The sequence below is a fragment of the Gluconobacter sp. DsW_056 genome, assembly GCF_002153595.1.
GTDB classification, from domain to species: domain Bacteria; phylum Pseudomonadota; class Alphaproteobacteria; order Acetobacterales; family Acetobacteraceae; genus Gluconobacter; species Gluconobacter albidus.
The window spans coordinates 23,294-49,258 of sequence record NZ_JOPF01000010.1; the positions used below are offsets into that span (position 1 = coordinate 23,294).

A 25,965-nucleotide genomic window follows, 5' to 3' on the forward strand; every position below is an offset into this window, starting at 1 on the left:
GGGTTTATGTCCCTTCTTTTCAGCAGTAGCGTAGCAAGACCGACCCATGACAAAGAGTCCGTTCCTTCTCGAAGCCCAGGCCCGCGGCCTGATCTTCCAGTGCACCGACCTCGACGCCCTCGACGAGGCCCTGCTGGCCGGACCGATCACCGCCTATGTGGGTTTCGATCCGACAGCAGACTCCCTGCATGTCGGCAATGCGCTCTCCATCATGGCGTTACGCCTGCTCCAGAAACATGGCCACCGCCCGATCGCCCTGATGGGCGGCGGTACGGCCAAGATCGGCGATCCGTCCTTCCGCGACGAGGCCCGCTCCCTCATCACGAACGAGACAATCGCGCACAACATTGCGGGGATCGAAAAGTCCCTGCGCCAGTTCATCACTTTCAGCGATGAAGACCCGTCCAGCGGCGCCATCCTCGCAAACAATGCCGACTGGCTGGACAAGCTCTCCTACATCGACCTGCTGCAGGATGTCGGCGCGCATTTCTCCATCAGCCGCATGCTGTCCTTCGACAGCGTGAAGCAGCGTCTGGAGCGGGAACAGGGCCTGACATTTCTGGAGTTCAACTACTCCATTCTCCAGTCCTACGATTTCCGCGAACTGAACCGCCGCCACGACGCTGTTCTCCAGATGGGCGGTTCGGACCAGTGGGGCAACATCGTCTCGGGCATTGATCTGGCCCGTCGCACCGATGGCAAGCAGATCTTCGGTCTGACCACGCCGCTCGTGACCACCTCCTCGGGTGCGAAAATGGGCAAGTCCGCCAACGGCGCCACATGGGTCCGGGCGGAGCGTCTGCCGGCCTTTGAATACTGGCAGTTCTGGCGCAACACCGAAGACGCCGATGTCGGCCGTTTCCTCAAACTCTTCACGGACCTTCCCGTCGAGGAATGCGAACGTCTCGGCGCGCTTGAAGGCGCGGACATCAACGAGGCCAAAAAGATCCTCGCAACCGAAGCCACCGCCATCTGCCACGGCCGCGCCGCTGCCGAAGAGGCCGCTGAGACGGCCCGGCGTGTGTTCGAGCAGGGTTCCACACAGGCTGCCCTGCCGGAGATCGACCTGCCCGCCACTCTGCTCGCCGAGGGCCTGCCCGTATTCCGCGTTTTTCAGGAAGCCGGACTGGCCGCAAGTGGCGGAGAAGCGCGGCGCCTGATCCGTGGCGGCGGCGGTCGCGTCAATGACGTGGTGGTCTCGGACGAGAACCAGACCTTCACCCTCGACGATCTGCGCGATGGCGTCCTGAAGGTGTCGTCCGGCAAGAAAAAGCACATCCTGCTCCGTCCGGTCTGAAACCCCTCATGACCAATGTCATCCGCCACTCCTGACAGGATACCCTGTTTTTTCTCCTTCGGAACGGGCATCCTCGCCGCAGGGTGCCCAACGGAGACACAGCGCGGATGATGACGGAACGCAAAAACTGGCGTGGTCTGCTGACTGACTGTGCAGGACTGGCCTTCGCCGCCGTCTGGGCCACGCGCGGCGCACAGGCGGCCAGTCTTCCCCCGGCCTTGACCGTCGCGCTCATCGCCATCCCGACGCTCCTTCTTGTCCTCGGGTTCGCCCGCCGCGACCTCATCCTCCGACGCCCCGAAATCTCCGTTGACCCGAAGCTGACCCGTCGCATCAAGATCCTGCGTTTCGTAGGGATTTTCGCTGCCGCATCATGGACCCATTCCCATCACCGGCTGGACCTGTTCTATCCGATGCTCGGGGCCATCATCGGCCTGTCCTACGTCCCGCTGGGCCGCGCCCTGCAAGAACCGGTGCATGTCTTCATGGGGGGCGCCATTGTCCTGATTTCCGGCCTTTCCATGCTTCTGCCCGAACCTCACCATCTGGAAATCGCAGGTTTTGGCACGGCCGTTGCCATCTGGGCCGGAAGCGCGGTGCGACTGTGGCGGTCCGGCCTGTTCCTGCCTGCGGAACCGGCTTCCATCACCGTCACCTGATGGCCGCGGATTCCCTCTCCCGCCATCTGGCGGATCGCAAGACGCCCTGGCCGCACTTCAACCATTATCTGGTGGCCTATCTGAGCTACCTGCTGTTCTATCCGGTTCCCTGGCTACTGGGCTATCACCGCCCCACACTTCCGGGCGTCCTGTTCTCGGCAGCGGCCATGCTGCTGTTCCTGCTGGTCTATTTCGCGCCCTACCGCAAAGACCGCTATTACGGCTATGGCGAAATCATCCTCACCGATCTGATCGGCTATGCCTGTGCCTGGACGCATGGCGACTGGGAAGTCTACTGCATTTTCGCCGCCGGAATGTGTGCCCGCCTGCCCGGAAGGCGGCAGTCCATCACGATGGTCATCCTGTTGCAGATCGTGCTCATCATCTCAGGCCATTTCCGGCACAAGACCACACTGGAAGTCATCCCCGGCGCCTTTTTCAGCATCATCACCTATATGGGCACGTTGGTGCAGTGGCAGCTCGGCATCCGCAATTTTGAACTTCGCGAGGCCCAGAACGAGATCCGTACTCTCGCCACCACCGCAGAGCGCGAACGCATCGCCCGCGACCTGCACGATCTTCTGGGCCATTCCCTGACCGTCATTTCCGTCAAGGCCGAACTCTCCGAACGGCTGTTCACGGCCGATCCCCCCCGCGCCCGGCAGGAAATCAACGAAATCAGCCAGATCGCCCGCACATCCCTGCGCGAAGTGCGCGAAGCCGTATCCGGCATGAACGGCGCGTCCCTCATGCGGGAACTGGACCGCGCCCGCAAGGCCCTGCACACCGCAGGCATCACACTCGCACTGACCGGACGCGCCCCTCCCGCCGACGCCCCACCGAACAGCGTGCTCGCCCTGGCCCTGCGTGAAGCCGTCACGAACGTCATCCGCCATTCCGAAGCCCGGACCTGCACCCTGACCTTCCTCCACGACGCCAGCGGACACATCCACACCTTCACCCTCGAAGACGACGGCCCGCTTCAGGCCACGCAGCCCGCCCGGACCATCGTCGAAGGCAACGGCCTGCGCGGCATGCGCGCCAGACTGGCCGCCTCGGGCGGTACCCTGACCATCTCTCCCCGCCCCCGGGGCTTCACACTGACTGCGACAACCCTGCCATGATCCGCCTCATCCTTGCCGAAGACCAGACCATGCTCCTCGATGCCTTCGAGGCCCTGCTGCATCTTGAAGACGATATCCAGATCGTCGGACGCGCCACTGACGGGCGCGAGGCGCTCGACCTGATCCGCGAGCACCGCCCGGATGTGGTCCTGACCGACATCGAAATGCCCCATGTCACGGGCATCGAACTTGCCGAGAAAATCCTTCAGGAAAATCTTCCCAGCCGCGTCATGATCGTGACGACCTTTGGCCGCTCCGGCTATCTGCGGCGCGCGCTTCAGGCGGGGGTGCGGGGCTACATGCTCAAGGACGCCCCCATCACGCAGCTTGCCGCCGCCATCCGCAAGGTCGCCGCGGGGGGACGGGCCATCGCTCCCGATCTGGCCGAAGCCGTCTGGGACGCCCTGCCTGATCCGCTTTCCGAACGCGAACGCACCATGCTCCGTCTGGCCGAAGCCGGGCGCACGAACCGCGAAATTGCGGAAGAACTGTCCCTGTCTTCAGGAACAGTCCGCAATTATTTCTCGGAAATCGTCCAGAAGCTGGACGCCCGGAACCGCATAGAAGCCGGCCGGATCGCCCGCGCGAACGGCTGGCTGTAAGCGCCCCGCCTCTATCCGGGCTGGAACAGAACGCTCAGAGACCGCACACCCTGGGCACCATGCACCAGAACGCCCTCAATATCCGCCGTCGCCGACGGGCCGCTCTGGAAAACGGCATAATGGGACTGCAACCATTCCGGACGCTGATAGGCATTGTGCAGGTTGTAAACGATCTGGGCGGGGTCCAGCAGGACGATCAGATGCTGCGGCAGAAAGCCCGTCGTGTTCACCTGAAGCTGCTTTTCCGTGAAACACAGCGACCCGGTCTCCGCCACGCCAAACGCCGCGCGCAGAACAGCATATTCGACCGGCGCGATATCCGTGGGCTTCGTCTGGGGCGTGATTTTCATATCCCCCTCAAACTCCGGCACGCACGATACGACAGGCCCCGGCTTGACGATGGCCTGCCGCACGGGCGCCATCGGATCAGCCGCATCCGGAATCAGCATTTTCCCGCCCATACGTTCCAGAGACTTCTGGAACAGAGCCTTCAGATCGGCTGGGGCTGCCTGATCGAACAGCGGCACGGCAGGACGGGGATACTCGCCCTGAAGATGAGTGCTGCGGATTGCTCCCAGAATGGCCTCGCGTGATCCACTCATGAGTTTTCTCCCTCGCCCTGCGACTTCCGGTTCCGCCGATACCATTCATTGAACGTCTGTTTGGGCGTTTCGGGAATGTCGCGCTTGCGGCCCCAGGTATTGAGCTTGTTGTACAGCATGAAATGCGGCAGGTGCCGCAGCGCGCTCCGCCCCAGAGGCAGGCTCGCCCGATAGACCACAGGCGATGCCAGAACCTCGCCCGCCGCCTTCATCATGACCTTCTTGACCGGAGAAATTTCCCCCTCGCCCGCCAGCGTCTTGCGCCAGTCCGCAATCTGTTCGTGAATATTGATCTTCACCGGACAGACATTGGTGCAGCTCCCGTTCATCGTCGAAGAGTATGGCAGGTTGCGGTATTTATGGACGTTGAAGGTCGGATCGATAATCAGCCCGATCGGCCCGGCATAGGTCGCGCCATAGCTCAGCCCGCCGCTGCGTCGGAACACCGGGCAGGTGTTCATGCAGGCGCCACAGCGGATGCATTTCAGCCCCGGCCAGAACTTCTCCATCCCCAGACGCTCGGAACGCCCGTTATCCACGAGCACGACATGCATTTCGCCCCCCTCACGCGGGCCGCGGAAATGCGACGTATACTGCGTGATCGGGGACCCCAGCGCGCTCCGCGACAGCAGCCGGATAAAGACCGGCAGTTCATTCAGGCCGGGAATGAGCTTCTCGATCCCGATGGACGCGATATGCAGCGGCGGCGTATTGGCGGACAGATCCGCGTTGCCCTCATTGGTGCAGACAACGAAGGTTCCTGTTTCCGCAACCACGAAATTACCGCCCGTCATCCCCGCCTGCGCCGAGAGGATCAGCGGACGCGTGGCTTCGCGCTGACATTCCGTCAGATAATGCGCATCCGCATTGTCTGGGTCAGAGCCGATCGTTTTGGCAAAAACACTGGCGACATCGGTGCGCAGCTTGTGCACGGCCGGAACCACCACATGGCTCGGCGCTTCGTCATCAAGCTGCTGGATGCGTTCGCCAAGATCCGTCTCGATGACCTCGACATTATTGTGGGCCATGAACTCCCGGAAGCCGCATTCTTCCGTCAGCATGGATTTGCTCTTGATCAGCCGTTCGACGCCCCTGCTCCGCAGGATCTCCAGAACAATGGCGTTATGCTCGGCCCCGTCCTTCGCCCAGTGAACCTTGATTCCGTTGGCCGTCGCATTCTTCTCGAACAGTTCAAGATAGTAATCGAGTTTCGAAAGCGTGTGTTCCTTGATGCCGGAGGCAAGGTTCCGGAGCTCTTCCCATTCCTCGATCCCATGCATTTCCTTGTCGCGCTTCTGGCGCAAATCCCACAGGCGCGCGTCATGCATGGCTTCGTGTTCGGTCGCGGCCATGAAGCGATTTGCGGCTTCGGACTGGTCAACAGGCCGGTTGCCACGGATTTTCGCGCCCCGCGGCTGGGGTTCCGAAATCCGGGACTTCAGAGGCCGGGACGAGGCGGCGCCGTGATCGAGCTGTTCGCCATGCAGGTCCGTCAGTTCTTCATGCAATTCGGCGGTCATGCGCGTGCTCCATTCAGGATCTGGGCGATGTGAATGTATTTGAGATTGGCACCCATCCGCCGCGCGCAGCCTTCCTGATGCATCATGCAGGAACTGTCGGACGACGTGACATATTCCGCTCCGGACTTCAGTTGGTCCGTGACCTTGTCCTGACCCATCTTGGCCGAGACGCCTTCCTCGAATACCGAGAACGTTCCGCCAAAACCGCAGCATTCGTCAGGGCGTGTCAGATCGGCGAATTCAATGCCCTTGACCATCCCCAGCAGGGCCTTTGGCTTGGAAAACGGCTCTTCCCGACGTTCGCTCATGCTGGCGATCCGCAGGTTCCGCAGCGTGTTGCAGTTGTTGTGCAGGGCAACACGATGCGGAAACTCGGCCCAGGGAAACGCATCGACCTTAAGGATGTCGTGCAGGAACTCCACCAGTTCATAGGTGCGGCTGCGAACATGTTTGACGGCGTCGGTCTGTCCGATGGCCGTCATGTTGTTGCGCACCTGATTGGTGCAGCTTCCGGAGGGCGTGACGATGTAGTCGTATTTCCCGAAATTGCGGACGAACAGTTCTTCCGTCTTAGCCGCCTCACGCTCGCAGCCGGTATTGGTCATGGGCTGGCCGCAGCATGTCTGATCGACAGGATATTCAACAGACAATCCGAAACGCTCCAACAGTTCCAGAGTCGCAATTCCTGTCTCGGGGTGAAACATGTCCACATAACATGGAACAAACAGACCGACCTTCATGGGAATACCTTTGTCTTCAGTCAACGCGTGTGATCACAGTCTCATGAAAACAACACAAAAACAAAAGACAAGTTTACGGGAGAATCGAAGTCATCATAACCAGAGTATTTTAGTCCTGATAGTAATACCAATATCTGATCGTGATTTGAAAAGATGATTTTCAAGTATTCATCAAAGAAAACTGGAAAAACAAAATAGTCTCAGGCTCTCTGGCCGCCCAGAGTATGCCCGGACGCCGTCTTTTCCATCAGGGCCACGACATGCCGGAGAATACGACGCTCGTCATAAGTCTCCAGCGCCAGTCGTCTTGCGGCTTTACCCATGGCGTCTCGCAATGCCGCGTCCGGCACCAGAAGACGCAGGGCGCGGGCAAGCGGGGCGGAGAGGCCCGGGGGCACCAGAAATCCGGTTGTCCCGTCCACGACCTGCTCTCTAGGTCCGCGAACATCCGTCGCCACGACCGGCAGCCCGCTCAGCATCGCTTCGATGACCGACATGGGCAGACCTTCAAAATGGCTGGGGAGTGCGAAAATATCCGCCGCCATCAGAAGCTCGGCCACATCCTCCCGATATCCAAGCATCCGCAGACGTGGTCCCAGACGCTCCCCTGCGCGCTCGAACGGCGCCGTCAGATCCGCCCCATGATCCGAAGGCAGACGTTCGCCAACCACCCAGAGTTCGGCATCCGGAACATCTTCCATCGCCCGCAGCAGTTCGGGATGACCCTTGTGCCGCACCAGACGCGACACCACGATAACCACCGGCCGATCCTGCGGAACCCCAAGCTCCTCGCGTATCCGGGCCCGGACGGCGGGGTCAGGATGAAAGCGTTCGGGGTCCCGGCCGTTGCCGATGGCGATGGGATGGCGGTTCAGATGCAGCCGGCGCGCATCCCGCGCTTCCTCGCGCGAGACGGTCATGTACAGATCCGTCATGCGCCCCGCCGCCCATTCCAGCATCAGAGACAGCATCCGGCGTCGCCAGGATCCCGGCTGGTTGAACAGAAAACCGTGGCAGGTATAGGCCACGATCCGCACCCCGCAGAGCCGGGCGGCAAACCGTGCCAGAATCCCGCTGATGGGCATATGGCCATGAACCAGATCCGGCTTTTCACGCCGGATCAGGCGCAGCAGCGCGACAAATGCCCGATACTGGGCAACCGGCGAGAGCGATCGCGCCATCGGAACGCCGTGCACCGTAAAGCCCTCGGCCCGCACGACCTGAAGATGGGCCCCTTCGGCACAGGCCCCCTGAACATCATGCCCGGCTTCGCGCAGTTCCCGCATCAGCGGCAGCAGGAACTGCCTAAGCGCGAAATCCACATTCGTGATTTCGAGGATCTTCACGCCTGCACCCTAGACACGAAACGGCCTATTCCGGAATGCGTTCGAGCAGCCATGTCACGCTCTGATGGGTCCGTTTGGCGGGCTTCTGCGCTGCGGCGGGTTTTTCAGGCTCGGGCGCGCTTTCACCCTCAGGCGGGGCCGCAACCTCAGCAACCGGCTGCGGCGTGATGATGATCTGGCAGCAGATTTCGCGTTTTCCACGCCCCAGATACACGTCGTTTTCCAGACGCACGACACCGTCTCGCTGCCTGAAACGCCAGATCGTCCCGCCGACCTGCAGGATGATGTCCTCGTCGTCCTGCGTCACCGTCACATCCGGGTGGATGTGAAAACGGATCGCAAAGTCGATATTGCGTTCGCCGTCGATCAGTTCCTGCCCCCGCAGGTCCTCACCATCAGCACCGAAATACAGACGCCGCGTCCATTTCGCGCCCAGAGGCGCATGATAGCCGTCATGCGACAGATCCAGCCAGTGTGCGGTCCCGTCCGTCTGATGGTCGCAGGAGACAGTGACCGGACGGCGCGTCATGCCGCCATCAGGCCCGAAATCCGCCGAAGACAGACCATCCGCGACAAGAACCGTATGGGCAGCACTGCTGCGCATGGCGTCCCGCCACGCCCCGATCACGGCACTGCCGCAATTGACGAACAGACGGTGCCGCTGATGCGAGAACTCGAAAGACAGCGTTCCGGCATGGGCGGTTGTATCGAAACCAGCCGGAGCAGGCGGTCCGCTATCGACAATCAGCAGCGATTTCCCGAGCGCAAGCCGCGTGAAGCGGCCCTGCGGCATGGCAGGCGCGATCAACTTTTGCCGCGATCCCTGCGCCAGAACATCCTCTACCGCCGCACTGTGCCGCTCGTTCGCCCCGTTGAAAACCGCAAGCCCCCCGTCTCCATGCCGCATGGCCCGCAGAACGGGACAGACCTTGTCCAGAGCCCGGTCGATGAACGGCGGAACAGTCGCATGGGCCGTGCGGAACATGACGGACATTTCCGCCAGCTCGCGCGCCACCAGAAACTGAGCCTCGGGACTGCGCTCGATCACGGTCCCATCGGCGAGAACGAGACGCTCCAGCTCCGCCGGAAGATAGCGCAGAAAGCGTGACATGAATCCCGTCTGCTCCGGCATCGCCATTGCGGCGGCCAAAAGCCCACGGAAGGCCATCAACCCGCGCGCACCCTGCGGCGGCAGCGGCAGAAGGGCCGCAATGGTCCGCCCCTCCACCAGCATCCGCTCCATCAGACGCTGCTGAAGCCGCGGATCGGCGGACGCCAGACAGAACTCATGGTTCGACAGCCACGACGCCAGACGCGATCCCGTCACACAGGCATCGCGGACCAGAGGATCGGTTGGCGGATGCGCCAGCCAGTCACTGACGAGTCCGCGCGCGGTCAGGCGGGCCCTGTCGCTCCCGAGTGTCCGCAGGTCCCGCAGCCAGCCGAACCCGTGCAGCCATTCCCGCGCCGGTTCGGGCCAGGGGCCACGCTCCCAGTTGCCGCTGGGCAGAACATAATCGTGCCGGTCGAAACGGAACTTCCCGCCAATCAGGCGCGCACCCTGCTCAGCATCCCCTTTCCAGGGATCACGAAACACGTGCACCGGCCCTTCGGAGGCAGGCGCACCAAACGGCAGACGGGCAAGGGAAAGACGAAGACCGCGAAGCCAGCGACTGCCTGTCATCCGGGCGTCTGTTCCACGAACGGTCCTTCAAGCGCCCGGATCGCCGCGTCCCGGTCTTCTTTTCCGAAAACCGCCGAGCCTGCGACGAGCATGGTCGCCCCTGCTTCCACAACACGTGGCGCCGTTTGCGGGTCGATGCCGCCATCCACGGCAAGGATGATCTCGCGGCCACTCTTGCGAATCATCTCCGACAGCGTACGGATCTTGGCGAGCTGGCTGTCGAGGAAGCTCTGTCCGCCGAAACCGGGATTGACGGTCATGACCAGGATGATGTCCACCAGATCCATGACTTCCGACAGCGCCACGGCAGGCGTCGCCGGACAGATCGCCACACCCGGACGGCAGCCCAGCGTGCGGATGGTCTGAAGCGAGCGGTGCAGATGGGGCGCATTCTCGACATGGACCGTGATATGGTCGGCACCGGCTTTCGCGGTCGCTTCCAGATACGGATCGACCGGATCAATCATCAGATGCACGTCGAATTTCGCATCCGTATGTTTGCGCAGTGCCGCAATCACCGGAGGGCCGAACGAGATGTTCGGCACGAAATGCCCGTCCATCACATCGAGATGGAGCCACGGCGCACGCGCGATGGAGGCGATCTCTTCCCCGAGGCGGGAAAAGTCAGCAGCCAGAAGGCTGGGGGCGACAATGATCGAAGAACGCTCAGTCATACTGTCATGTATCGGCAAAGCCATCGCGCGACGCAAGCCACATCCGCATCCGTGCGCATCTTCGTGAGGTTCATGTCTGTGTGTGCTGCTCCGGAACCCCGGCGCGTCTGAAACGTCCTGATGACTAAATCCGTAGACCTGCCCGGAGCGCCTCATGACCGATCGCCTTTCGCCCACCCTTCTCAGCCGCGACAGTTGGATCCGCCGCCCCTCACACCGGGCCTGGCTGGAAATGCAGGGTCGCCGCCTTCTGGACTTCAGCAAGGGCGGATGCGTCAACGGAGGTTTCGCAGGACTGGATCTGGAAGGCACCCTTCCCGAAAACGCCAAACCCGAAGCCACCCTGACCGCACGCTGCGTTCACGCCTATGCACTAGCCGAGCTTCAGGGCCTTCCCGGAAGCGCACCGCTTGTCGCGCATGGCATTCACGCCCTGCGCACCCATTTCCGTGATGACGACCACGGCGGCTGGCAGCATTTCGCGGACAAGGACAATGACCGCAAACAGGCTTATCTCCACGCATTCGTCGCCCTTGCCGCCTCTTCAGCCGTCCTGATCGGAGCGGAGGGCGCAGGCGAACTGCTCAAAGACGCCACCCATCAGATCGACACCCATTTCTGGAGCGAGGACGAAGGCGTCATGCGCGAGAGCTTCGCTCCGGATTGGTCGGACGAGGAAAACTATCGGGGCGCAAACAGCAACATGCACTCCACCGAAGCCTTCATGGCTCTGGCGGACGTCACCGGAGACGTGAAGTGGCTGCAGCGCGCCCGGCGCATCGTCACCCGCTTCGTGCATGAACTGGCCGCCGGGCAGGGCTTCGCCATGCCGGAGCATTTCGATCGCGACTGGACCCTCATGCGCGAGTACCACAGCGACAAACCCAACGACGACCTGCGCCCCTATGGCATGACGCCGGGGCATTTCGTGGAATGGGCGCATCTGACCCTGAAACTCGAAGCCGCCCTGCTCCGTCATGGCCTGGAGGCCCCGGACTGGATGCTGCACGACGCGCAGGCGCTGTTCGAAACGGGGATGAACACCGGCTGGAACGCCGATGGCCGACCGGGAATGCTCTACACGATCAACTGGGAGCATGCCCCCCATAACCGCAGCCGCATCCACTGGGCACAGGCCGAGGCACTGACAGCTGCCATCAATCTCTACAAGCGGACTGGAAACCCTCATTACGAGCACTGGTACCGCACGATCTGGGACTATATCGACACGACCCTGATCGACCGGGATTTTGGAAGCTGGTTCAACGAAGTCAGCCCTGAAGGCGAACCCACCGAGACGATCTACAAAGGCAAAGGCGATCTGTATCACGCCTATCAGTCCACACTGGCCCCCATGATGCCGCTGGCGCCTTCCCTTGCCACAGCCATCGAACAGATCGGCGTTCCCTACTGAGTCAGCCAGCCGGCGCTTTCGTCAGGACGTAGACCGGAAGCGCCACGGAATCCCGAAACAGATACCAGAGCTCCGCCAGCCGGAACCGGGACGGCGCCGCACCCGAAACCGGCGATACGCCCGCCCGGCCCAGCGCCCATTCCGCCCGCAGGATATGAAACCACTGCGTGACCACGACCGCGCCCTGCGGATGCAGACGCGCGACATGCAGGGCCGTCAACCAGGTATTGTTCCCGTGCGAATCCACAATGATGGCGGCCTCCGGCACACCCCGCTCCATCAGCCAGTCTGCCATGATCCGGGCTTCGTCACGATGATTGCCGCTCTCGATCGCCCCACTCACCATCACAGTCCGCACAAGCCCGGCGCGCCACAGCCGCAGTCCTTCCTGCAACCGTTCCTGCAACGCAGGGCGAGGCGTGCCTTTCGCAGTCACCGCCGTCCCGAAAATGACCGCCATCTCAGAACGCTCCGGTACGGCTGACAGCCCCCGAAACGCCACGAACCCCATCCAGAGCAGAAACAGACCCGGGAGAACCGCACCAAGCGCCAGCCCGCGCACAACCCAGCCCCTGCGCCCCATCAGGATACCGTCTCCTTCCCCGCCTGGGTACGGTGCAGATAAAGCAGCGCCACCCCTGCTGCCAGAATCCCGGACAAAGACCCTACACCCAGCGCCCAGCGCGGCCCCAGCGAATTGGCTACCATCCCAACCAGCGGCGCCCCCAGCGGCGAGGACCCCGCGAAAACCGCAAAACGGATCGACACCACGCGCCCCCGCATGCCCGGATCGGTCGCAAGCTGCATGTAGCTGTTGCTCACCGCCGTAAACGTCAGGGACGCCATGCCCGCCATGACCAGCGTGACCGCAAAGGCCCAGTATCCAGGCGCAAGCGCGCCCAGCAGACAGGCCAGACTGAACACCACCGCCCCCTGCGGCAGCGCCGAAAATTTCATGGTCCTGCGGCTGGCCGCGAACAGCGCGCCCGTAATCGTCCCCACCGCCATCGCCGAATTGAGAACCCCGTAACCATGCGCCCCGACATGAAAGACACTGACGGCCATGGTCGAAATATAGATCGGGAAATTCAGTCCGAAAGCGCCCAGCAGAAACAGCATGAACAAAATGGTCCGCAGATCATCGCGCTTCCAGACATACCGCACCCCCGACAGCAGATCCTGCTTTTCCTGATGCGCGCTTTCCGGCTTACGGGACGAAAGACGGTGCAGGTCCTGCGCCCGCAGGGACAGAAGCGACATCAGCACGCCGTAAAATGAAAACCCGTTGAGGATGAACGACCACCCCGAACCCAGTTCCGCAATGCAGAACCCGGCCACCGCGGGGCCGATCATGCGACCGGCATTGTACGACACGGAATTGAGCGCCACCGCATTCGGCAGGTCTTCCTCGCCCACCAGTTCACCAGCAAAAATCTGTCGGACAGGACTGTCAAATGCCGCAACACATCCGCTCAGGAAGGCGAACAGATCCACTTCCCACAACCGGATCATTCCGGTCACCACCAGAGTTCCGAGTGCGATGGCCAGTGTGCCCAGTGCGGCCTGCGTCAGAAGCAGGAAGCGATGTTTCTCCACCCTGTCGGCAATTTTTCCGGTCCAGAAAATCAGCAAAAGGGGCGGGGCAAGCTGAAGCGCCGTAACAATCCCGACTGCCGTTGCATCCTGCCGGGTCAGTTCCGTCAGGACCAGCCAGTCCTGCGTCGTCATCTGCATCCAGGTTCCGATATTCGAAACCAGAGCCCCCATGGCCCAGACGCGATAATTCCGCCGCCCCAGAGACCGGAAGGCCCCGCCCATCATGGGCAGGCCCCGTCATTCAGCGCAGGAAAAAAGAGCGGACTGACAACCATGGATGCCAGTGTCGGGAATATCGGCTCCGATGTCGAGACATGTCAGGAAAATGCGTCTTTCACTTTCCTGAAAAAGCCTCAGAAACCGGCCGGAGCCAGTTCACGGGGTATGGACCCCGGTCTCCTGCCTGCGGACTGTGCCGGGCTGAAACGGAATTTGGACAGTTCAGCGAACAGATCCTTCGCCTCGTTGCTCAGATTCCGGCAGGCCACGTTGACCTCTTCCACCATCGCGGCATTGCGCTGCGTCATCTGGTCCATTTCGTTGATGGCCTTGTTAATCGTCTCAAGGCTCTCGGCCTCGCCCGTCGTGGAGCGGGAGATGTCTTCAAGCAGCGACGTAATCCCGTCCACATGCTCACTGATGACCTTCATCGAGCGGTCCGCATCCCCGACAAGCTGGACACCCTCTTCCACCTGCCGGCCCGAAGACGTGATGATGTTGCGGATATCCTGCGCTGATTTGGCGGAGCGCTGCGCGAGAGCCCGGATTTCCTTGGCCACAACATCAAAACCCTGACCGGCCTCTCCCGCCCGGGCCGCTTCGATCCCGGCATTCAGCGACAGAAGATTGGTCTGGAACGCGATTTCCTCAATCAGGCCCAGAATACTCTCGACCTGCCGTGACGACGTCCGGATTTCGCCCATGGCCCGGTTGGCCGAATGCATGATCTCCGACACCACAACGGTTTGTCCCCGCGTTTCAAGAGCCGTTTCACGCGCCCTCACCGCAGAACGCGCCGTTTTTCCGACCGTCTGGGTGATGCTGTTGATGGAGGCCGCAGACTGGGCGAGGGTGATGGCCTGACGTTCCGTTCGTCCACTCAGCTCCGTAGAGGCTGACGCAATTTCGGAAGTGCCGTTGGCGATGACGGAGGTCGCATCGGAAATCTTGGCGATTGCCGTCCGGTAGATCTGGATGAGCGTGTTGAAATTCTGCCGGAATTCCTCGAACCGGTCCTGAAAACCGTCGCCAAACGTGAAGGTCAGATCCCCTTCCTTCACAATCTCCAGTCCGGCACAGATGGTTCCGATCGTCTCATCCTGCACCCTCCGGATACGCTCGCTCCGGCCGGACAGTTCCTTCTGGATCTGTGCTGCATCCCGTGCTTCTTCCGCAGAGTTTTCCTGAAGCTTCAACTGCTTCTGGCTGTTTTCACGGAACATCTGAAGCGAGCGCGCCAGCCGCCCCGCACAGTCATGGTGATGAAGGCACGGAATGGTGATGTTGAGAGCGCCGCCCGCGACCTTCTCCGTCGCAGCGGTAATCTGCTCGAAAGGCACGGCAATTACATGAATGGCGAACCGGGCGATCAGAAGTGTCAGTCCAACCTGAAACAGCAGCCCCATGCACTGCGACAGCATCTGTTCATGCCGGTAATGAATAAACAGATGCTCGCAAAACTGCTCCACCACGAACTGCACCAAGGCAATCATGACAAGAATCGCAAACAGTACTTTGATTTTCTGTCGGACGTAGGCGGTTTTTTCAATCCAGTTTAACATGATCGCCTTTATTGAGCTCAGCTCTCACGCACTGCTTGGACACTGGCGTGATGTTTTTTGAAAACTATACATGTCGTTATTAATAAAGAATGAAGAATGCTCTCGAAATTGTTTGCAACACTCCAACTGCACTGCGCGGACGGAATCTGCTCATATTGACAATTTTCCGTCCCCGGACGATCTGTGACGCTTCACCGTGGGGAGCCCCGGCAAGGGGCTGAGATTCTGCTGGCATGACGCTTGTCCGTCATAGGGCGCAGTGACCCATTGAACCTGATCCAGTTCACACTGGCGGAGGGATGGTGGTCGCTGCCTGACGGACGCATTCTCATGATCCAGCCAGCCAGCAGCTTGAACCTTTCCTGTCAGCGCTGAACTTCCACTGCTTGCAGGCGAGGCGCGTTCCATCATGGCCCACGGACACCACGGAAATTCTGCTGCGCCCCGCCTGCGGTCTCACGGCATCCTGCCGGCCCTGCTCGGCACCACGGTCTGCCTGTCCGTCGCCCATGCAGCCGATACGACCGGCCCGAAAACCCATCAGACAGCCCCCGCCTCCCCAGCCACGAATGCGCCCCGCACCGCCCCGGCCGAACACGTGGCCGAGCATATCGTCGTCCACCGAATTCCAGACAGCGCCCCCGGAAACCAGCCGGGAGGCGGCCTGATCCATCCGCAGGACGGCGTGAAATCAGTCAGTACCGTCAGTCAGGATTTCATTTCCAAACAGGCCCCCATGGCCACGGCCTTCCAGCTTGCCGCTATGCTGCCCGGCGCCAATGTGTCCTCGTCCGATCCAATGGGGTTTTCTCCCAATACCGACATCACCGTCCGCGGGCTCGATAACAGCGCCATCGGTTATGTGCTCGAAGGCATGCCGCTGAACGATGTCGCCGCCTATTCCGGCACGCCCAGCCAGTTCGCAGACAGTGAGAACTATCAGGAAATTGCCCTGTCACAGGGCTCGGCCGATCTGGATAGTCCGGTCCTGAACGCCGCCGGGGGCCTGATGAACCTGACCTTCCGCGACCCCGCCAAAAAAGCGGGGGGTGACGCCAGCGTGTCTTACGGGTCCTACAACACCAACCGCGAATTCATCCGCCTCGACACCGGCGACATCGCCCATACCGGCATCCGTGGCTTCGTCTCCTACTCCCACGGCGCGACCGACAACTGGCGCGGGCCAGGACGCGACGAAAAGCAGCATGTCGATTTCAAGTTTCTCAAGGAATGGGGGCAGGGCAACCGCGCCAGCCTCATCGGCACCTTCAACACAACCATCACGAGCTGGTATCCCGAACCCACCATGGACACATGGAAATCGGATGGGATCAAAGGCCAGAACAACCTGCTGGCCCATTATGACAGCAGCAATCCGGAAAACGGCGCGAATTACTGGCGTCTGTGGCGGGACGGAGAGCGCACGCTTTATGGCGGCGCGCCGGTCCATCTGACCCTGACCGACCATCTGACCCTGGACGTCACACCCTACGCGCAGCTTGCCTATGGCAACTGGCCGGGCGGAAGCACGCTGTCCGAAACCGGACTTTACCAAGGCACACAGGCCCTGTCGGGCACGCTGAACCTCCCCGGCGCGCAGGACGGCGTGGGCGTTGTTCGCGCGGATTACACCCAGCGCAGCTACCGCTCGGGCTTTACCAGCGCGCTTCACTACAAAACCGGCTGGAACGATTTCGTTCTGGGGTACTGGTACGATTACGGCGACGACAACGAACAGCAGCCCTTCACGGCCGTCCAGACCAACGGATATGCGCCGGACATCTGGGCGCAAAACGGCCGCGACGTGATCCGCCTGCCCAACGGCGAACGCCTTCTGGGCGGCAGCTTCCACACCATTTCACAAACCAACGCGCTGTTCATCGGCGACCACATGTCCCTGCTGCATGACCATCTGGCCATCGACCTCGGGTTCAAGGCCGTCATGATGAACCGCGATGGCACGAACAGCATGCCGGGCCCGCAATACCATGTCGGCTCCAATAGCATGGAGCCCCTGCCCCGCCTCGGCGTGCGCTGGCGCATTGACGCGGAAAACCAGATCTTCTTCAACGCCACGACCAATTTCCGCGCCCCGGATCAGAGCGCGCTGTACAACACCTATGACCCCTCTTCGGGCGAAATGTACGGAACCGGATCGGCCGATGTCCGCAACGAATATTCCATTTCCGAAGAACTGGGATACCGCCGCACGGGGCGCTGGATCATCGGCAGCCTGACGCTGTTCAACTACAATTTCACCAACCGCCAGATCTCCACGCAGGCCGTCCAGAATGGCTCCATCGTCAGCACGACGATGAACGCAGGTGGCCAGACCTCCCGCGGCGTGGACGTGGAAATCGGCCTGCGTCCCTGGCATCATTTCAGCCCCTATGTCTCGGGCGAGTACCTGCATGCCACGATCGACAATGACCTGATGTCGGGCGGCGACCTGCTGCGCACTCGTGGCCGCATCGCCGTACGCAGCCCGACCCTTCAGGCCGCGGCCGGGCTGAGCTATGACGACGGACACATCTTCGGCGTCGCCACTGTGCATTACACCGGCCACCAGTACGCGACGTTCACGAATGACGAGCGCGTTTCGGATCACACGACCGGCGATCTCGCCATCGGCTACCGCTTTTCGGACCATATCCATCTGCATCAGCCGACCCTGCGGATGAACTTCATCAACATCACGAACGAACACTACCTTTCCGGCGTGGCGAGCCCGACCATGAATGCAAAGGATACGACCGGCGTGTATGGCACCACCATCGCCGGAAGCGCCCCGAGCTACTTCATCGGGGGCGGGTTTGCGGCCCTGTTCACCGCTTCGACGGGGTTCTGAGCATGGCGGAGGCTTCCGGACAGTTCGGCGTCAATGGTCCCGAAAGCAGACGGGACTGGCCCGCACTGTCAGACGCCGAAGCCCGCGATGTTCTCTCCCGTTTTCCGCTTCCTTCCCCCGCGCGGCAGGTCATCTGGCACGGACGACGCCCCTTTTCCTCCACGGGCGTCGTTTTGCTGGAGGATAGCAGCCGCGTTTTTCTCAAACGCCACGATCATTGCCTGCGCGATGCCGCAGCGCTTGCGGAAGAACACCGCTTCATCACGCATCTGGCCGAACAGGGGGTTCCTGTCGGCCAGACATGGCGCACCAAAAGCGGGGAAGCCGCGCTCGATCTCAACGGATCGGCCTACGAAGTCTTTTCCATCATGCCCGGACATGACCTGTACGAGACCGTGCAATCCTGGGAACCGTTCCACAACGCCCGCCACGCCTTTTCCGCTGGCCAGCGTCTGGGCCAGCTTCACCAGGCGTCAAGAAGCTTCGACGCCCCTGCGCGCCCTGCCCGCCGCCCGCTTCTCTCCACCTTCGAGGTCATCACATCTTCCAACCTGATGACCGGGCTGGAACGCTGGATCCCCCATCAGGCCGGGCTTGCCGAAGCCCTGACACACCACCGCTGGCGTGACGATATCCCGCAGGCCCTCCTGCCCTTTCATGAAAAGCTGAAGCCGCATCTCGGCACAATCCAGCCGCGCTGGGGACATGGCGACTGGCACCCGTCAAACCTGTTCTGGACGGGCACCGACCCGGAAGCGCAGGTCTGCGGCATTCTCGATTTCGGCATGTCGGACCGCACCTGCGCCGCCTACGATCTCGCGGTCGCCATCGAACGCACCGCCATCGCATGGCTCGAACCTCAAAACGACTGTCCTGTCAGCCTCGACCGCCTCGAAGCCTTCCTGTCAGGCTATAAGACACACTATGCCCTTTCGGCGGAAGAACGCCGTCTAGTGCCCCTTTTCCTGCCGCTCGTTCACGTCGAATATGCCCTGTCCGAAGTCGCCTATTACGAGACACTGGTTCATGACAGGGCCGGAGTGAAAGCCGCCTATACGGACTATCTTCTGGGTCACGCCCACTGGTTCTCGTCCCCCACAGGCCAGCAGTTCCTGCACAAGCTGACGCACCTTCTCCAGACCACGCCATGTCCCTGATCGAAATTCTGGGCGCCGTCCTCAGCGCACTGGCCGTCTGGCTGACATCGCGGCGCAGCATGATCTGCTGGCCCGTGTCTCTGGCCGCGGCAGGGCTGTATTCCTGGATTTTCCTTCAGGCCCGGCTTTATGCCGATGCCGGGCTTCAGATCGCATTCTGTCTGTATGTCGTCTACGGCTGGCAACACTGGCGCCAGATGGCGAAACCGGATGGTCGGATCCACGTCCGCCGTCCGACACGCCCCACACTTCTGAAAGGGCTGCTCTGCGGCGCGGCAGGAAGCGCTGTCTGGGCATTCATCCTTGCCCGCTTCACCAACGATCCCACACCCGTCACGGACGCCACCCTCACGGCCTACAGCATTCTCGCCCAGTACTGGGACACCATGCGCTATCGTGAAACCTGGCTGTTATGGATCGTGGTGGACAGCGCCTATGTGGCCCTGTTCCTCAGCCGCGGTCTTTATCCGACAGCCCTGCTTTATGCCGGTTTTATCGTGCTGGCGATCAACGGATACCGGCTCTGGAAACCCGAAGCCTCTGGCTGAGCGGCATCCAGTCCGCCCTCTGAACCTCCATCAAAAAAAAGCCGCCCTGACTTTTCAGAGCGGCTTTTTTCAGGCCAGAACATTAATCAGCCGGCTCATCCTCCGGCAGAGGCTGGATCTGACGCAGCTTGCCGTAGCGGTCGTAATAAAAAACAGACGTTCCCCGCCGCTCGGCATAACCGTCCGGCTGACCGTCCTTCGTCTGGAACAGCAGCCGGAAGGCATCCGGCTGCTCGATCACCCTGTCCCCTGCCGGGCGATACCGATACCGGCTGAAATCGGCATGGCTCTTGGGCAGCGACGAGTTGTGATACAGGTCGTGCATGCTCGGCTTCTTGGGACCGTCATCCGCATCCTGCGCCACGGCCGTACCAAGGGCCGCGCCTGAAACGGCAAGAACGGCCAGTACTGGGACAATCAACCTGCGCATGATGCTCTCCGGTCAGTGCGTTTGTGCGGGCACCTTAGGCGAAACTGTCTTCTGGCTCCAGCCACCCCCGAGTGCGCGATACAATGTTACAATATTCTGGAACCTTGCGGCCTTGACCATGATGTCGTTCTGCTGCGCCTGATAGAGGGTGCGCTGCTGCGTCAGGGTGGTCAGATAGCTGTCGATACCGGCCTTGTAGCGCATGTTGGCCAGATCGAATGCCTGCTGCGACTGCGCCACCAGCTCATCCATGTGGCGCTGCTGGGTCGTATAGGTTTCCCGTGCCGTCAACGCATCCGAAACTTCACGGAACGCCGACTGTACGGTCTTTTCATACTGCGCCGCATTCTGACGGGACTGCGCCTTGGCCATCATCAGGTTCCCTTCGCTCTGCCCCCAGGTCAGCAGCGGAATGCTGATGGACGGGGAAATGCTCCAGGTTTCGGCACCCGGCGTGAACAGCTTGCGGAACTGAAGCGAACTGGTGCCTTCCGAAGCCGTCAGCGTAAAGCGGGGGAAGAACGCCGCGCGCGCTGCACCCACATTGGCATTGGCCCCCAACAGGGTATGCTCTGCCGCACGGACGTCCGGCCGCTGCTCCAGCAGATCCGAAGGAAGGCCCTCCGGCAGATCCGTGATCATGGTCTGCGATCCGAAGGGCGCCGGTTCCGGCAAGGTCGAGGGCAGCGGCGAGCCGACGAGAAGCTGAAGCGCATGCTCGTCATCCGCCAGAGCGCGCGTATATTGCGCCTCGTAGGCGGAAGCCTGCTCGACCTGCGTCTTGACCTGCGCCAGCGTCAGCGCATCTGTTTCGCCATTGTCATAGGAAAGCTGGGTCAGCCGCAGGGTATCGCGCTCGGACGCCAGCGTGGCACGCGTCACCCGGAGCTGCTCGCGATCAGCCAGCCACTGGATGTAGGTCGTCCCGATCTGCGAGACCGTCGTGATGAGAACGTTCCGCGCGTTCTCGACGTTGTTCAGCACCGTTTCCTTCTGCTGACGCGTCAGGTTGCGGATGCGGCCCCACAGATCAATTTCGTAAGACGAAAACCCGATCGACGTCTGATACAGACGCAGGGTTGAGATATGCTCGCCAACGCCAGGCGCAAAGGAGAAACCTGCCGTATCGGATGGCGCCATGAACATCCCCTGTCCGCCAGCCGAGATGATCGGAAACAGCGAGGCATTCTGGATCTCGTACTGGCCGCGCGCCACGCCCACAGCATCAAGCTGCGCTGCGATGTCGCGGTTGTTTTTCAACGCCAGCGCCACGAGCGCCTTCAGCCGCGGGTCGGTGAAAAAATCCTCCCACCCGAGATTGGACGCGGCCTGAGCCGCAGGCGTGTTCCTCGATGCCGTATCCGCGGGGTAGCTGTTCTGGATGGCCTGCGTGGGCCGGTGGTAAACCGGCGCCATGTTACAGGCCGAAAGCATCAGCATTCCGGCAAATCCGGAAGTCAGTCCGAGACGGGCCTTCATGCTCCGTGCTCCCCTTCGGCGACAGGCGCCGCCTTGTTGTCCAGATGGGCATACGGGTCCTTGCGGTCCCTGACCCGGCTCACACGGAACAGACGCAGCACCACAACGAAGAAGACCGGGACGAAATAGACCGCCAGCAGCGTTGCCGAGAGCATGCCACCCACGACACAGGTTCCGATCGCCACGCGCGCTGCCGAGCCGGCCCCGGTCGCGATTGCCAGCGGAAACACACCACAGACAAAGGCGATCGACGTCATGAGGATCGGACGCAGACGCTCACGCCCGGCTTCCAGAACCGAGTCTTCCAGAGTTTCGCCACTTTCGAAGAAGGCCTTGGCGAATTCCACGATCAGGATCGCGTTCTTCACCGACAGACCCACCGTCGTGAGCAGCCCGACCTGGAAATAGACGTCGTTGGCCAATCCGCGTCCCAGCGTTGCCGCAATGGCACCCAGCACGCCGAGCGGAAGCACGAGCAGCACCGCGAACGGAATGGCCCAGCTCTCATAAAGCGCCGCCAGACAGAACATGATGACCACAACGGCCAGAGCATAAAGCGGCCCGGTCGATCCACCCGAAGCAAGCTGCTCGAACGACAGACCCGTCCACTCATAACCGATGCCGCGCGGCAGCTTGGCCAGAAGCTTCTCCATTTCCGTCATCGCCTGACCCGAGCTTGCGCCCACGGCCGGCTGTCCCTGGATTTCGTAGGAGTTCAGACCGTTATAGTCCTCGACCTTCTGCGGACCGTTGACCCAGAGCCCGGAAGCAAAGGCATTGAACGGCACCATCGTTCCCGTCGCATTGCGGACATACCAGCGGTTCAGATCCTCCGGCGTCATGCGCGCCCAGGGCTCGCCCTGGATATAGACCTGCTTGACGCGGTCATTGCGCATGAACTGGTTGACGTAGATGGAGCCAAACGCACCTTCAATCGTCGTGTTGATATCCGCATTCGTCAGGCCGAAAGCGTTGGCGCGCTCACGGTCGATATCAAGCTTGAACTGCGGCGCATCCTCCATACCCAGCGGACGAACAGCCATCAGAAGCGGATTTTTCGCTGCTTCGCTCAGGATCTGGTTTCGCGCGGCCAGCAGCGCTTCATGACCCAGATGCCCGGTGTCTTCCAGCTCCAGATCAAAGCCGGTCGCATTGCCCAGCTCCATCACAGCAGGCGGATTGACGGCAAAGATCTGCGCTTCCGGATCCATCCAGAAATGCATCATGATCTCGCGCGACACGGTCATGGTGGTGTGCGCAGAGCCCGGACGCTGGTCCCAGGGTTTCATACGGACGAAGAACGCACCCGCACTCTGCCCCTGACCCGCGAAGCTGAAGCCCGTCATGGTGAAGACGGATTCAACATACGGACCGTAGGTCTTGAGAACGTAGTCGGTAATCTTGCGGTTGACGGCCGCCGTCTGCGCTTCGGTCGCCCCGTTGCGCATTGTGACCTGTCCGAAGATGATTCCCTGATCCTCGTCTGGAAGAAACCCGCCCGGCACGCGCATGAACAGGAACCCGACCAGCGCCGTGAGCAGGACGAACCCGAGCATGCTGACGACCGGCACGCGGATCAGCCATTTTACGCCCCCGATATAACCGTTCGTCATACGATCGAACGTCCGGTTGAACCAGGCTGCGGGTCCACGATCATGCCCCTTGTGGGTCGGCTTGAGCATGGACGCACAGAGGGCCGGCGTCATGACCATCGCCACCAGAACCGACAGCCACATGGCCGCAACGATCGTGATGGAGAACTGGCGATAGATCACACCCGTGGAACCGCCGAACGCTGCCATCGGCAGGAACACCGCCGTCAGCACCAGCACGATGCCCACAAGCGCACCCGAGATCTCGTCCATGGAGACACGGGCCGCTTCTTTCGGTGACAGCCCCTTGTCCGTCATCACACGTTCGACGTTCTCGACCACCACGATCGCGTCATCGACCAGCAGACCGACCGCCAGCACCATGGCCAGCATGGTCAGCGTGTTGATGCTGTAGCCCACAATGGACATCAGCCCGAACGTTCCCAGAAGAACCACCGGCACGGCGATCGTCGGGATCAGCGTGGCGCGGAAGTTCTGCAGGAAGATCAGCATCACGATGAACACGAGGACGATCGCCTCGATCAGCGTCTCGACCACTTCATGAATGGAGAGCGTGATGAACGGCTCGGTATCCAGCGGATAAACGAGCTTCAGACCCTGCGGGAAATAACGGCTCAGCTCACCCAGACGCGCACGAACGGCAGCCTCGGTCTTGAGCTGGTTCGCGCCTGGCGCCAGCTTGAGCGCCATCGCGGCGGCCGGATGGTTGTTGTAAGACGATCCCAGAGCATAACTCTGCGCCCCCAGCTCGACCCGCGCCACGTCCTTCAGACGCACCTGGCTGCCATCCTGCTGCACCTTGAGCAGGATTTCCTTGAACTGGTCAGGCGTGCTCAGACGGGTCGGACCGATAATCGTGGCATCGAACCCGATGCCCTTTTTGGCCGGAAGACCGCCAAGCTCACCCGAAGAAACCTGGATGTTCTGCGCCTGGATGGCGGACTGGACATCGCCGACCGTCAGGCCGAAATTGTAGAGCTTCGACGGGTCCAGCCAGACGCGCATCGCATATTCTGAGCCGAACAGCGTATGATCGCCCACGCCCGAAACGCGTGACAGCGGGTCGGAAATGTTGGACGCGACATAATCCGAGATGTCCTGCCCGGACATGCTGCCATCTTCGGAAATGAAGGCCACGACCATCATGAAGTTCTTGGTCGCCTTCGTGATGCTCAGCCCCTGCGCTGTGACTTCCGCCGGCAGACGCGGCTGGGCCAGCTGGAGCTTGTTCTGGACCTGAACCTGCGCGATGTCAGGGTTCGTACCCTGCTCGAACGTCAGGTCGATCTCCATCTGTCCGCTCGCATAAGACGAAGCCGACAGATACTCGAGATGGTCCAGACCATACATCTGCTGAAGGATCGGGCGGACAACCGTATTGTTCACCGTCTCGGCAGATGCACCCGGATACATGACCGAAATGGCAATCTGGGGCGGTGCAATGTTCGGATACTGCGCAATCGGCATGCGCGTGATCGCAACACCGCCAACGAGCATGATAATCAGACCGATAACCCACGCAAAGATGGGCCGGTCAATGAAGAAGCGGGACAATGACATGCGGGGTTACTCCGCCTTTCCCGCAGGAGCTGCAGGAGGCGCTTCATGCGGCGCCACCTTTGCACCCGGCTGCACTTTCTGCAGACCGCTTACGATCACCTTCTCGCCTTCCTTCAGCCCGTCCGAGACGAGCCAGGACTCGCCGACCGTCCGCAGGACCTGAATGGAACGCTGGCTGACCTTGTTCTCGCCATCCACGACCATGACGTAGGGATTGCCCTTGGCATCCCGCGCAACCGCAACCTGCGGCACCAGCATACCGTGCGGATCAATGCCTTCCTGAATATGGGCATTCACAAACATGCCCGGCAGCAGCAGATGATCCGGGTTCGGGAAAACGGCGCGCATGACAAGCGTTCCGGTCGCCGGATCCACCGTGACTTCGGAAAGCTGAAGCTTGCCACGCACCGGATATTCAGTGTTGTCTTCAAGACGCAGGCCTACCGCCGCCGCATCCGTGCCATTCCGCTCAAGCTGCCCGTCCGCCAGCTCACGCTTCAGGCGCAACATGTCAGTAGCAGCCAGATTGACGTCCACGTAAATCGGATCAAGCCGTGTCACAACTGCGACCGGCTGGGTCTGCCCCGCCGTCAGAAGCGCACCAGCGGTATAAAGCGTGCGGCCAATACGCCCGCTGATGGGCGCACGAACATGGGTGTAATTCAGGTTGACGGCTGCCGCTTCCAGCGCTGCCTTCGCCTGTGCCACCTGGGCCTCGGCCTCACGCGCCGTGGCCAGCGTATTGTCGAAATCCTGTGAACTCACGGCATGAGCCGCCACCAGCGGACGATACCGCTTGAGCTGCCCGTTCGCCCGCGCTGCCACGGCCTGTGCGTTCAGAAGCTGTGCTTTCGCCTGATCGTAAGCTGCCTGATACGGCGCGATGTAGATCTGGAAAAGCTGCTGTCCGGCCTTGACGTCCGCACCCTGTTCGAAATCACGCGAGACAATGACACCATTCACCTGCGGACGGATCTGCGCCTGCTCATAGGCATCCGTCCGTCCGGGCAGGGACGTCTCAAGCGTGACCGGCTGCGTCTTCAGCGTCACCACATCAACAGGCTGGGGCGGCATCTGGGGAGGGGGCGTTTTTTTCTGACACCCTGCCACCAGCAGCGGGAGTGCCAGAAGCAGCACCAGAAAACTGCCCCTCCCACCCCACGAACCGACCGGAGACAGGGCAGCAGAACAATTCAACGATATTTTCTGAAAAGAAGGCATGATACGGCCGCTATCCTGTGATACAGAAACCCGCTAGTTTCCCGCGAGGACGGAAACTAGCGGGTTTCTT

Annotated in this window: 21 protein-coding genes and 1 riboswitch; of the genes, 8 read left to right on the forward strand and 13 right to left on the reverse strand. The window is 61.3% G+C overall.

Annotated elements, in window-relative coordinates:
• Nucleotides 1-46: 46 nt before the first annotated feature.
• The 4 genes from tyrS (at nucleotide 47) to HK22_RS09820 (ending at nucleotide 3,682) form a co-directional block, all read left to right on the forward strand.
• Nucleotides 47-1,297 (forward strand): tyrosine--tRNA ligase, encoded by a 1,251-nt coding sequence (gene tyrS / locus HK22_RS09805; RefSeq protein WP_086649144.1) that lies wholly within the window; start codon nucleotides 47-49, stop codon nucleotides 1,295-1,297.
• Nucleotides 1,298-1,404: 107 nt separating this feature from the next.
• The gene (locus HK22_RS09810) at nucleotides 1,405-1,956 is read left to right on the forward strand and encodes a hypothetical protein (RefSeq protein ID WP_198945531.1); all 552 of its coding nucleotides are present in this window, start codon (nucleotides 1,405-1,407) and stop codon (nucleotides 1,954-1,956) included.
• Nucleotides 1,902-3,080 (forward strand): sensor histidine kinase, encoded by a 1,179-nt coding sequence (locus HK22_RS09815; RefSeq protein WP_233142555.1) that lies wholly within the window; start codon nucleotides 1,902-1,904, stop codon nucleotides 3,078-3,080. Before HK22_RS09810 ends, HK22_RS09815 begins: the two co-directional genes overlap by 55 nt.
• Complete coding sequence (locus tag HK22_RS09820; RefSeq protein ID WP_062028613.1) at nucleotides 3,077-3,682, forward strand: response regulator transcription factor; 606 nt, start codon at nucleotides 3,077-3,079, stop codon at nucleotides 3,680-3,682. The genes HK22_RS09815 and HK22_RS09820 overlap by 4 nt, the downstream gene beginning before the upstream one ends.
• A gap of 11 nt (nucleotides 3,683-3,693) precedes the next feature.
• Here HK22_RS09820 and HK22_RS09825 read toward each other — a convergent pair whose 3' ends face one another.
• The 6 genes from HK22_RS09825 to rpe all read right to left on the reverse strand — a co-directional run bounded on the left by HK22_RS09825 (nucleotide 3,694) and on the right by rpe (nucleotide 10,248).
• Complete coding sequence (locus HK22_RS09825) at nucleotides 3,694-4,284, reverse strand: LUD domain-containing protein (protein WP_086649147.1); 591 nt, start codon at nucleotides 4,282-4,284, stop codon at nucleotides 3,694-3,696.
• Complete coding sequence (locus tag HK22_RS09830; protein WP_086649148.1) at nucleotides 4,281-5,804, reverse strand: lactate utilization protein B; 1,524 nt, start codon at nucleotides 5,802-5,804, stop codon at nucleotides 4,281-4,283. Before HK22_RS09830 ends, HK22_RS09825 begins: the two co-directional genes overlap by 4 nt.
• Entirely contained in the window at nucleotides 5,801-6,544 is a 744-nt protein-coding gene (locus HK22_RS09835; RefSeq protein WP_086649149.1) for a (Fe-S)-binding protein, read from the reverse strand. Before HK22_RS09835 ends, HK22_RS09830 begins: the two co-directional genes overlap by 4 nt.
• 200 nt (nucleotides 6,545-6,744) lie before the next feature.
• The gene (locus HK22_RS09840; protein ID WP_086649150.1) at nucleotides 6,745-7,890 is read right to left on the reverse strand and encodes a glycosyltransferase family 4 protein; all 1,146 of its coding nucleotides are present in this window, start codon (nucleotides 7,888-7,890) and stop codon (nucleotides 6,745-6,747) included.
• Between the two features lie 25 nt (nucleotides 7,891-7,915).
• A complete protein-coding gene (locus tag HK22_RS09845; protein WP_086649151.1) occupies nucleotides 7,916-9,574 on the reverse strand; it encodes a heparinase II/III family protein in 1,659 nt (552 codons plus the stop codon).
• Entirely contained in the window at nucleotides 9,571-10,248 is a 678-nt protein-coding gene (gene rpe, locus HK22_RS09850) for a ribulose-phosphate 3-epimerase (RefSeq protein WP_086649152.1), read from the reverse strand. The genes HK22_RS09845 and rpe overlap by 4 nt, the downstream gene beginning before the upstream one ends.
• A 154-nt stretch (nucleotides 10,249-10,402) precedes the next feature.
• Here rpe and HK22_RS09855 point away from each other — a divergent pair, with 154 nt between their 5' ends.
• A complete protein-coding gene (locus HK22_RS09855; RefSeq protein WP_086649153.1) occupies nucleotides 10,403-11,662 on the forward strand; it encodes an AGE family epimerase/isomerase in 1,260 nt (419 codons plus the stop codon).
• 1 nt (nucleotide 11,663) lies between these two features.
• Here HK22_RS09855 and HK22_RS09860 read toward each other — a convergent pair whose 3' ends face one another.
• From HK22_RS09860 to HK22_RS09870, 3 genes are all read right to left on the reverse strand, one after another.
• The gene (locus HK22_RS09860; RefSeq protein WP_086649154.1) at nucleotides 11,664-12,245 is read right to left on the reverse strand and encodes a YdcF family protein; all 582 of its coding nucleotides are present in this window, start codon (nucleotides 12,243-12,245) and stop codon (nucleotides 11,664-11,666) included.
• Nucleotides 12,245-13,483, reverse strand: coding sequence for an MFS transporter (locus HK22_RS09865; RefSeq protein ID WP_062028628.1), 1,239 nt, complete (start codon nucleotides 13,481-13,483; stop codon nucleotides 12,245-12,247). The genes HK22_RS09860 and HK22_RS09865 overlap by 1 nt, the downstream gene beginning before the upstream one ends.
• Nucleotides 13,484-13,611: 128 nt before the next feature.
• Nucleotides 13,612-15,039, reverse strand: a complete 1,428-nt coding sequence (locus HK22_RS09870) for a methyl-accepting chemotaxis protein (RefSeq protein WP_086649155.1) — start codon at nucleotides 15,037-15,039, stop codon at nucleotides 13,612-13,614.
• Nucleotides 15,040-15,226: 187 nt separating this feature from the next.
• Nucleotides 15,227-15,356: riboswitch (TPP riboswitch) on the forward strand.
• 92 nt (nucleotides 15,357-15,448) lie between these two features.
• On the opposite strand from HK22_RS09870, the gene HK22_RS09875 reads away from it, so the two are divergent.
• The 3 genes from HK22_RS09875 to pnuC are packed head-to-tail and all read left to right on the forward strand — an operon-like array spanning nucleotide 15,449 to nucleotide 19,592.
• A complete protein-coding gene (locus HK22_RS09875) occupies nucleotides 15,449-17,887 on the forward strand; it encodes a TonB-dependent receptor (protein WP_086649156.1) in 2,439 nt (812 codons plus the stop codon).
• Between the two features lie 2 nt (nucleotides 17,888-17,889).
• On the forward strand, nucleotides 17,890-19,044 hold the full coding sequence (locus tag HK22_RS09880) for a phosphotransferase enzyme family protein (RefSeq protein WP_086649157.1): 1,155 nt from the start codon (nucleotides 17,890-17,892) through the stop codon (nucleotides 19,042-19,044).
• Nucleotides 19,035-19,592, forward strand: coding sequence for a nicotinamide riboside transporter PnuC (gene pnuC / locus HK22_RS09885; protein ID WP_086649158.1), 558 nt, complete (start codon nucleotides 19,035-19,037; stop codon nucleotides 19,590-19,592). Before HK22_RS09880 ends, pnuC begins: the two co-directional genes overlap by 10 nt.
• Before the next feature lie 82 nt (nucleotides 19,593-19,674).
• Here pnuC and HK22_RS09890 read toward each other — a convergent pair whose 3' ends face one another.
• Genes HK22_RS09890 through HK22_RS09905 form a run of 4 tightly spaced genes read right to left on the reverse strand, consistent with a single transcriptional unit; the run spans nucleotide 19,675 to nucleotide 25,895 of the window.
• Nucleotides 19,675-20,022: a hypothetical protein gene (locus HK22_RS09890; RefSeq protein ID WP_086649159.1), complete on the reverse strand. Its 348-nt coding sequence runs from the start codon at nucleotides 20,020-20,022 to the stop codon at nucleotides 19,675-19,677.
• A 12-nt stretch (nucleotides 20,023-20,034) separates the two neighbouring features.
• On the reverse strand, nucleotides 20,035-21,501 hold the full coding sequence (locus tag HK22_RS09895; protein ID WP_086649160.1) for an efflux transporter outer membrane subunit: 1,467 nt from the start codon (nucleotides 21,499-21,501) through the stop codon (nucleotides 20,035-20,037).
• Nucleotides 21,498-24,674, reverse strand: coding sequence for an efflux RND transporter permease subunit (locus tag HK22_RS09900; RefSeq protein WP_086649161.1), 3,177 nt, complete (start codon nucleotides 24,672-24,674; stop codon nucleotides 21,498-21,500). Before HK22_RS09900 ends, HK22_RS09895 begins: the two co-directional genes overlap by 4 nt.
• Before the next feature lie 6 nt (nucleotides 24,675-24,680).
• Complete coding sequence (locus tag HK22_RS09905; protein WP_086649162.1) at nucleotides 24,681-25,895, reverse strand: efflux RND transporter periplasmic adaptor subunit; 1,215 nt, start codon at nucleotides 25,893-25,895, stop codon at nucleotides 24,681-24,683.
• Nucleotides 25,896-25,965: the final 70 nt, after the last annotated feature.

Coding starts and splice junctions, on each gene's coding strand:
- tyrS (WP_086649144.1), top strand. CDS start 47: ATGACAAAGAGTCCGTTCCTTCTCGAAGCCCAGGCCCGCGGCCTGATC.
- HK22_RS09860 (WP_086649154.1), bottom strand. CDS start 12,245: ATGGGGCGCAGGGGCTGGGTTGTGCGCGGGCTGGCGCTTGGTGCGGTT.
- HK22_RS09810 (WP_198945531.1), top strand. CDS start 1,405: ATGATGACGGAACGCAAAAACTGGCGTGGTCTGCTGACTGACTGTGCA.
- HK22_RS09830 (WP_086649148.1), bottom strand. CDS start 5,804: ATGACCGCCGAATTGCATGAAGAACTGACGGACCTGCATGGCGAACAG.
- HK22_RS09835 (WP_086649149.1), bottom strand. CDS start 6,544: ATGAAGGTCGGTCTGTTTGTTCCATGTTATGTGGACATGTTTCACCCC.
- HK22_RS09820 (WP_062028613.1), top strand. CDS start 3,077: ATGATCCGCCTCATCCTTGCCGAAGACCAGACCATGCTCCTCGATGCC.
- rpe (WP_086649152.1), bottom strand. CDS start 10,248: ATGACTGAGCGTTCTTCGATCATTGTCGCCCCCAGCCTTCTGGCTGCT.
- HK22_RS09900 (WP_086649161.1), bottom strand. CDS start 24,674: ATGTCATTGTCCCGCTTCTTCATTGACCGGCCCATCTTTGCGTGGGTT.
- HK22_RS09895 (WP_086649160.1), bottom strand. CDS start 21,501: ATGAAGGCCCGTCTCGGACTGACTTCCGGATTTGCCGGAATGCTGATG.
- HK22_RS09870 (WP_086649155.1), bottom strand. CDS start 15,039: ATGTTAAACTGGATTGAAAAAACCGCCTACGTCCGACAGAAAATCAAA.
- HK22_RS09825 (WP_086649147.1), bottom strand. CDS start 4,284: ATGAGTGGATCACGCGAGGCCATTCTGGGAGCAATCCGCAGCACTCAT.
- HK22_RS09865 (WP_062028628.1), bottom strand. CDS start 13,483: ATGATGGGCGGGGCCTTCCGGTCTCTGGGGCGGCGGAATTATCGCGTC.
- HK22_RS09855 (WP_086649153.1), top strand. CDS start 10,403: ATGACCGATCGCCTTTCGCCCACCCTTCTCAGCCGCGACAGTTGGATC.
- HK22_RS09875 (WP_086649156.1), top strand. CDS start 15,449: ATGGCCCACGGACACCACGGAAATTCTGCTGCGCCCCGCCTGCGGTCT.
- HK22_RS09905 (WP_086649162.1), bottom strand. CDS start 25,895: ATGCCTTCTTTTCAGAAAATATCGTTGAATTGTTCTGCTGCCCTGTCT.
- HK22_RS09890 (WP_086649159.1), bottom strand. CDS start 20,022: ATGCGCAGGTTGATTGTCCCAGTACTGGCCGTTCTTGCCGTTTCAGGC.
- pnuC (WP_086649158.1), top strand. CDS start 19,035: ATGTCCCTGATCGAAATTCTGGGCGCCGTCCTCAGCGCACTGGCCGTC.
- HK22_RS09880 (WP_086649157.1), top strand. CDS start 17,890: ATGGCGGAGGCTTCCGGACAGTTCGGCGTCAATGGTCCCGAAAGCAGA.
- HK22_RS09845 (WP_086649151.1), bottom strand. CDS start 9,574: ATGACAGGCAGTCGCTGGCTTCGCGGTCTTCGTCTTTCCCTTGCCCGT.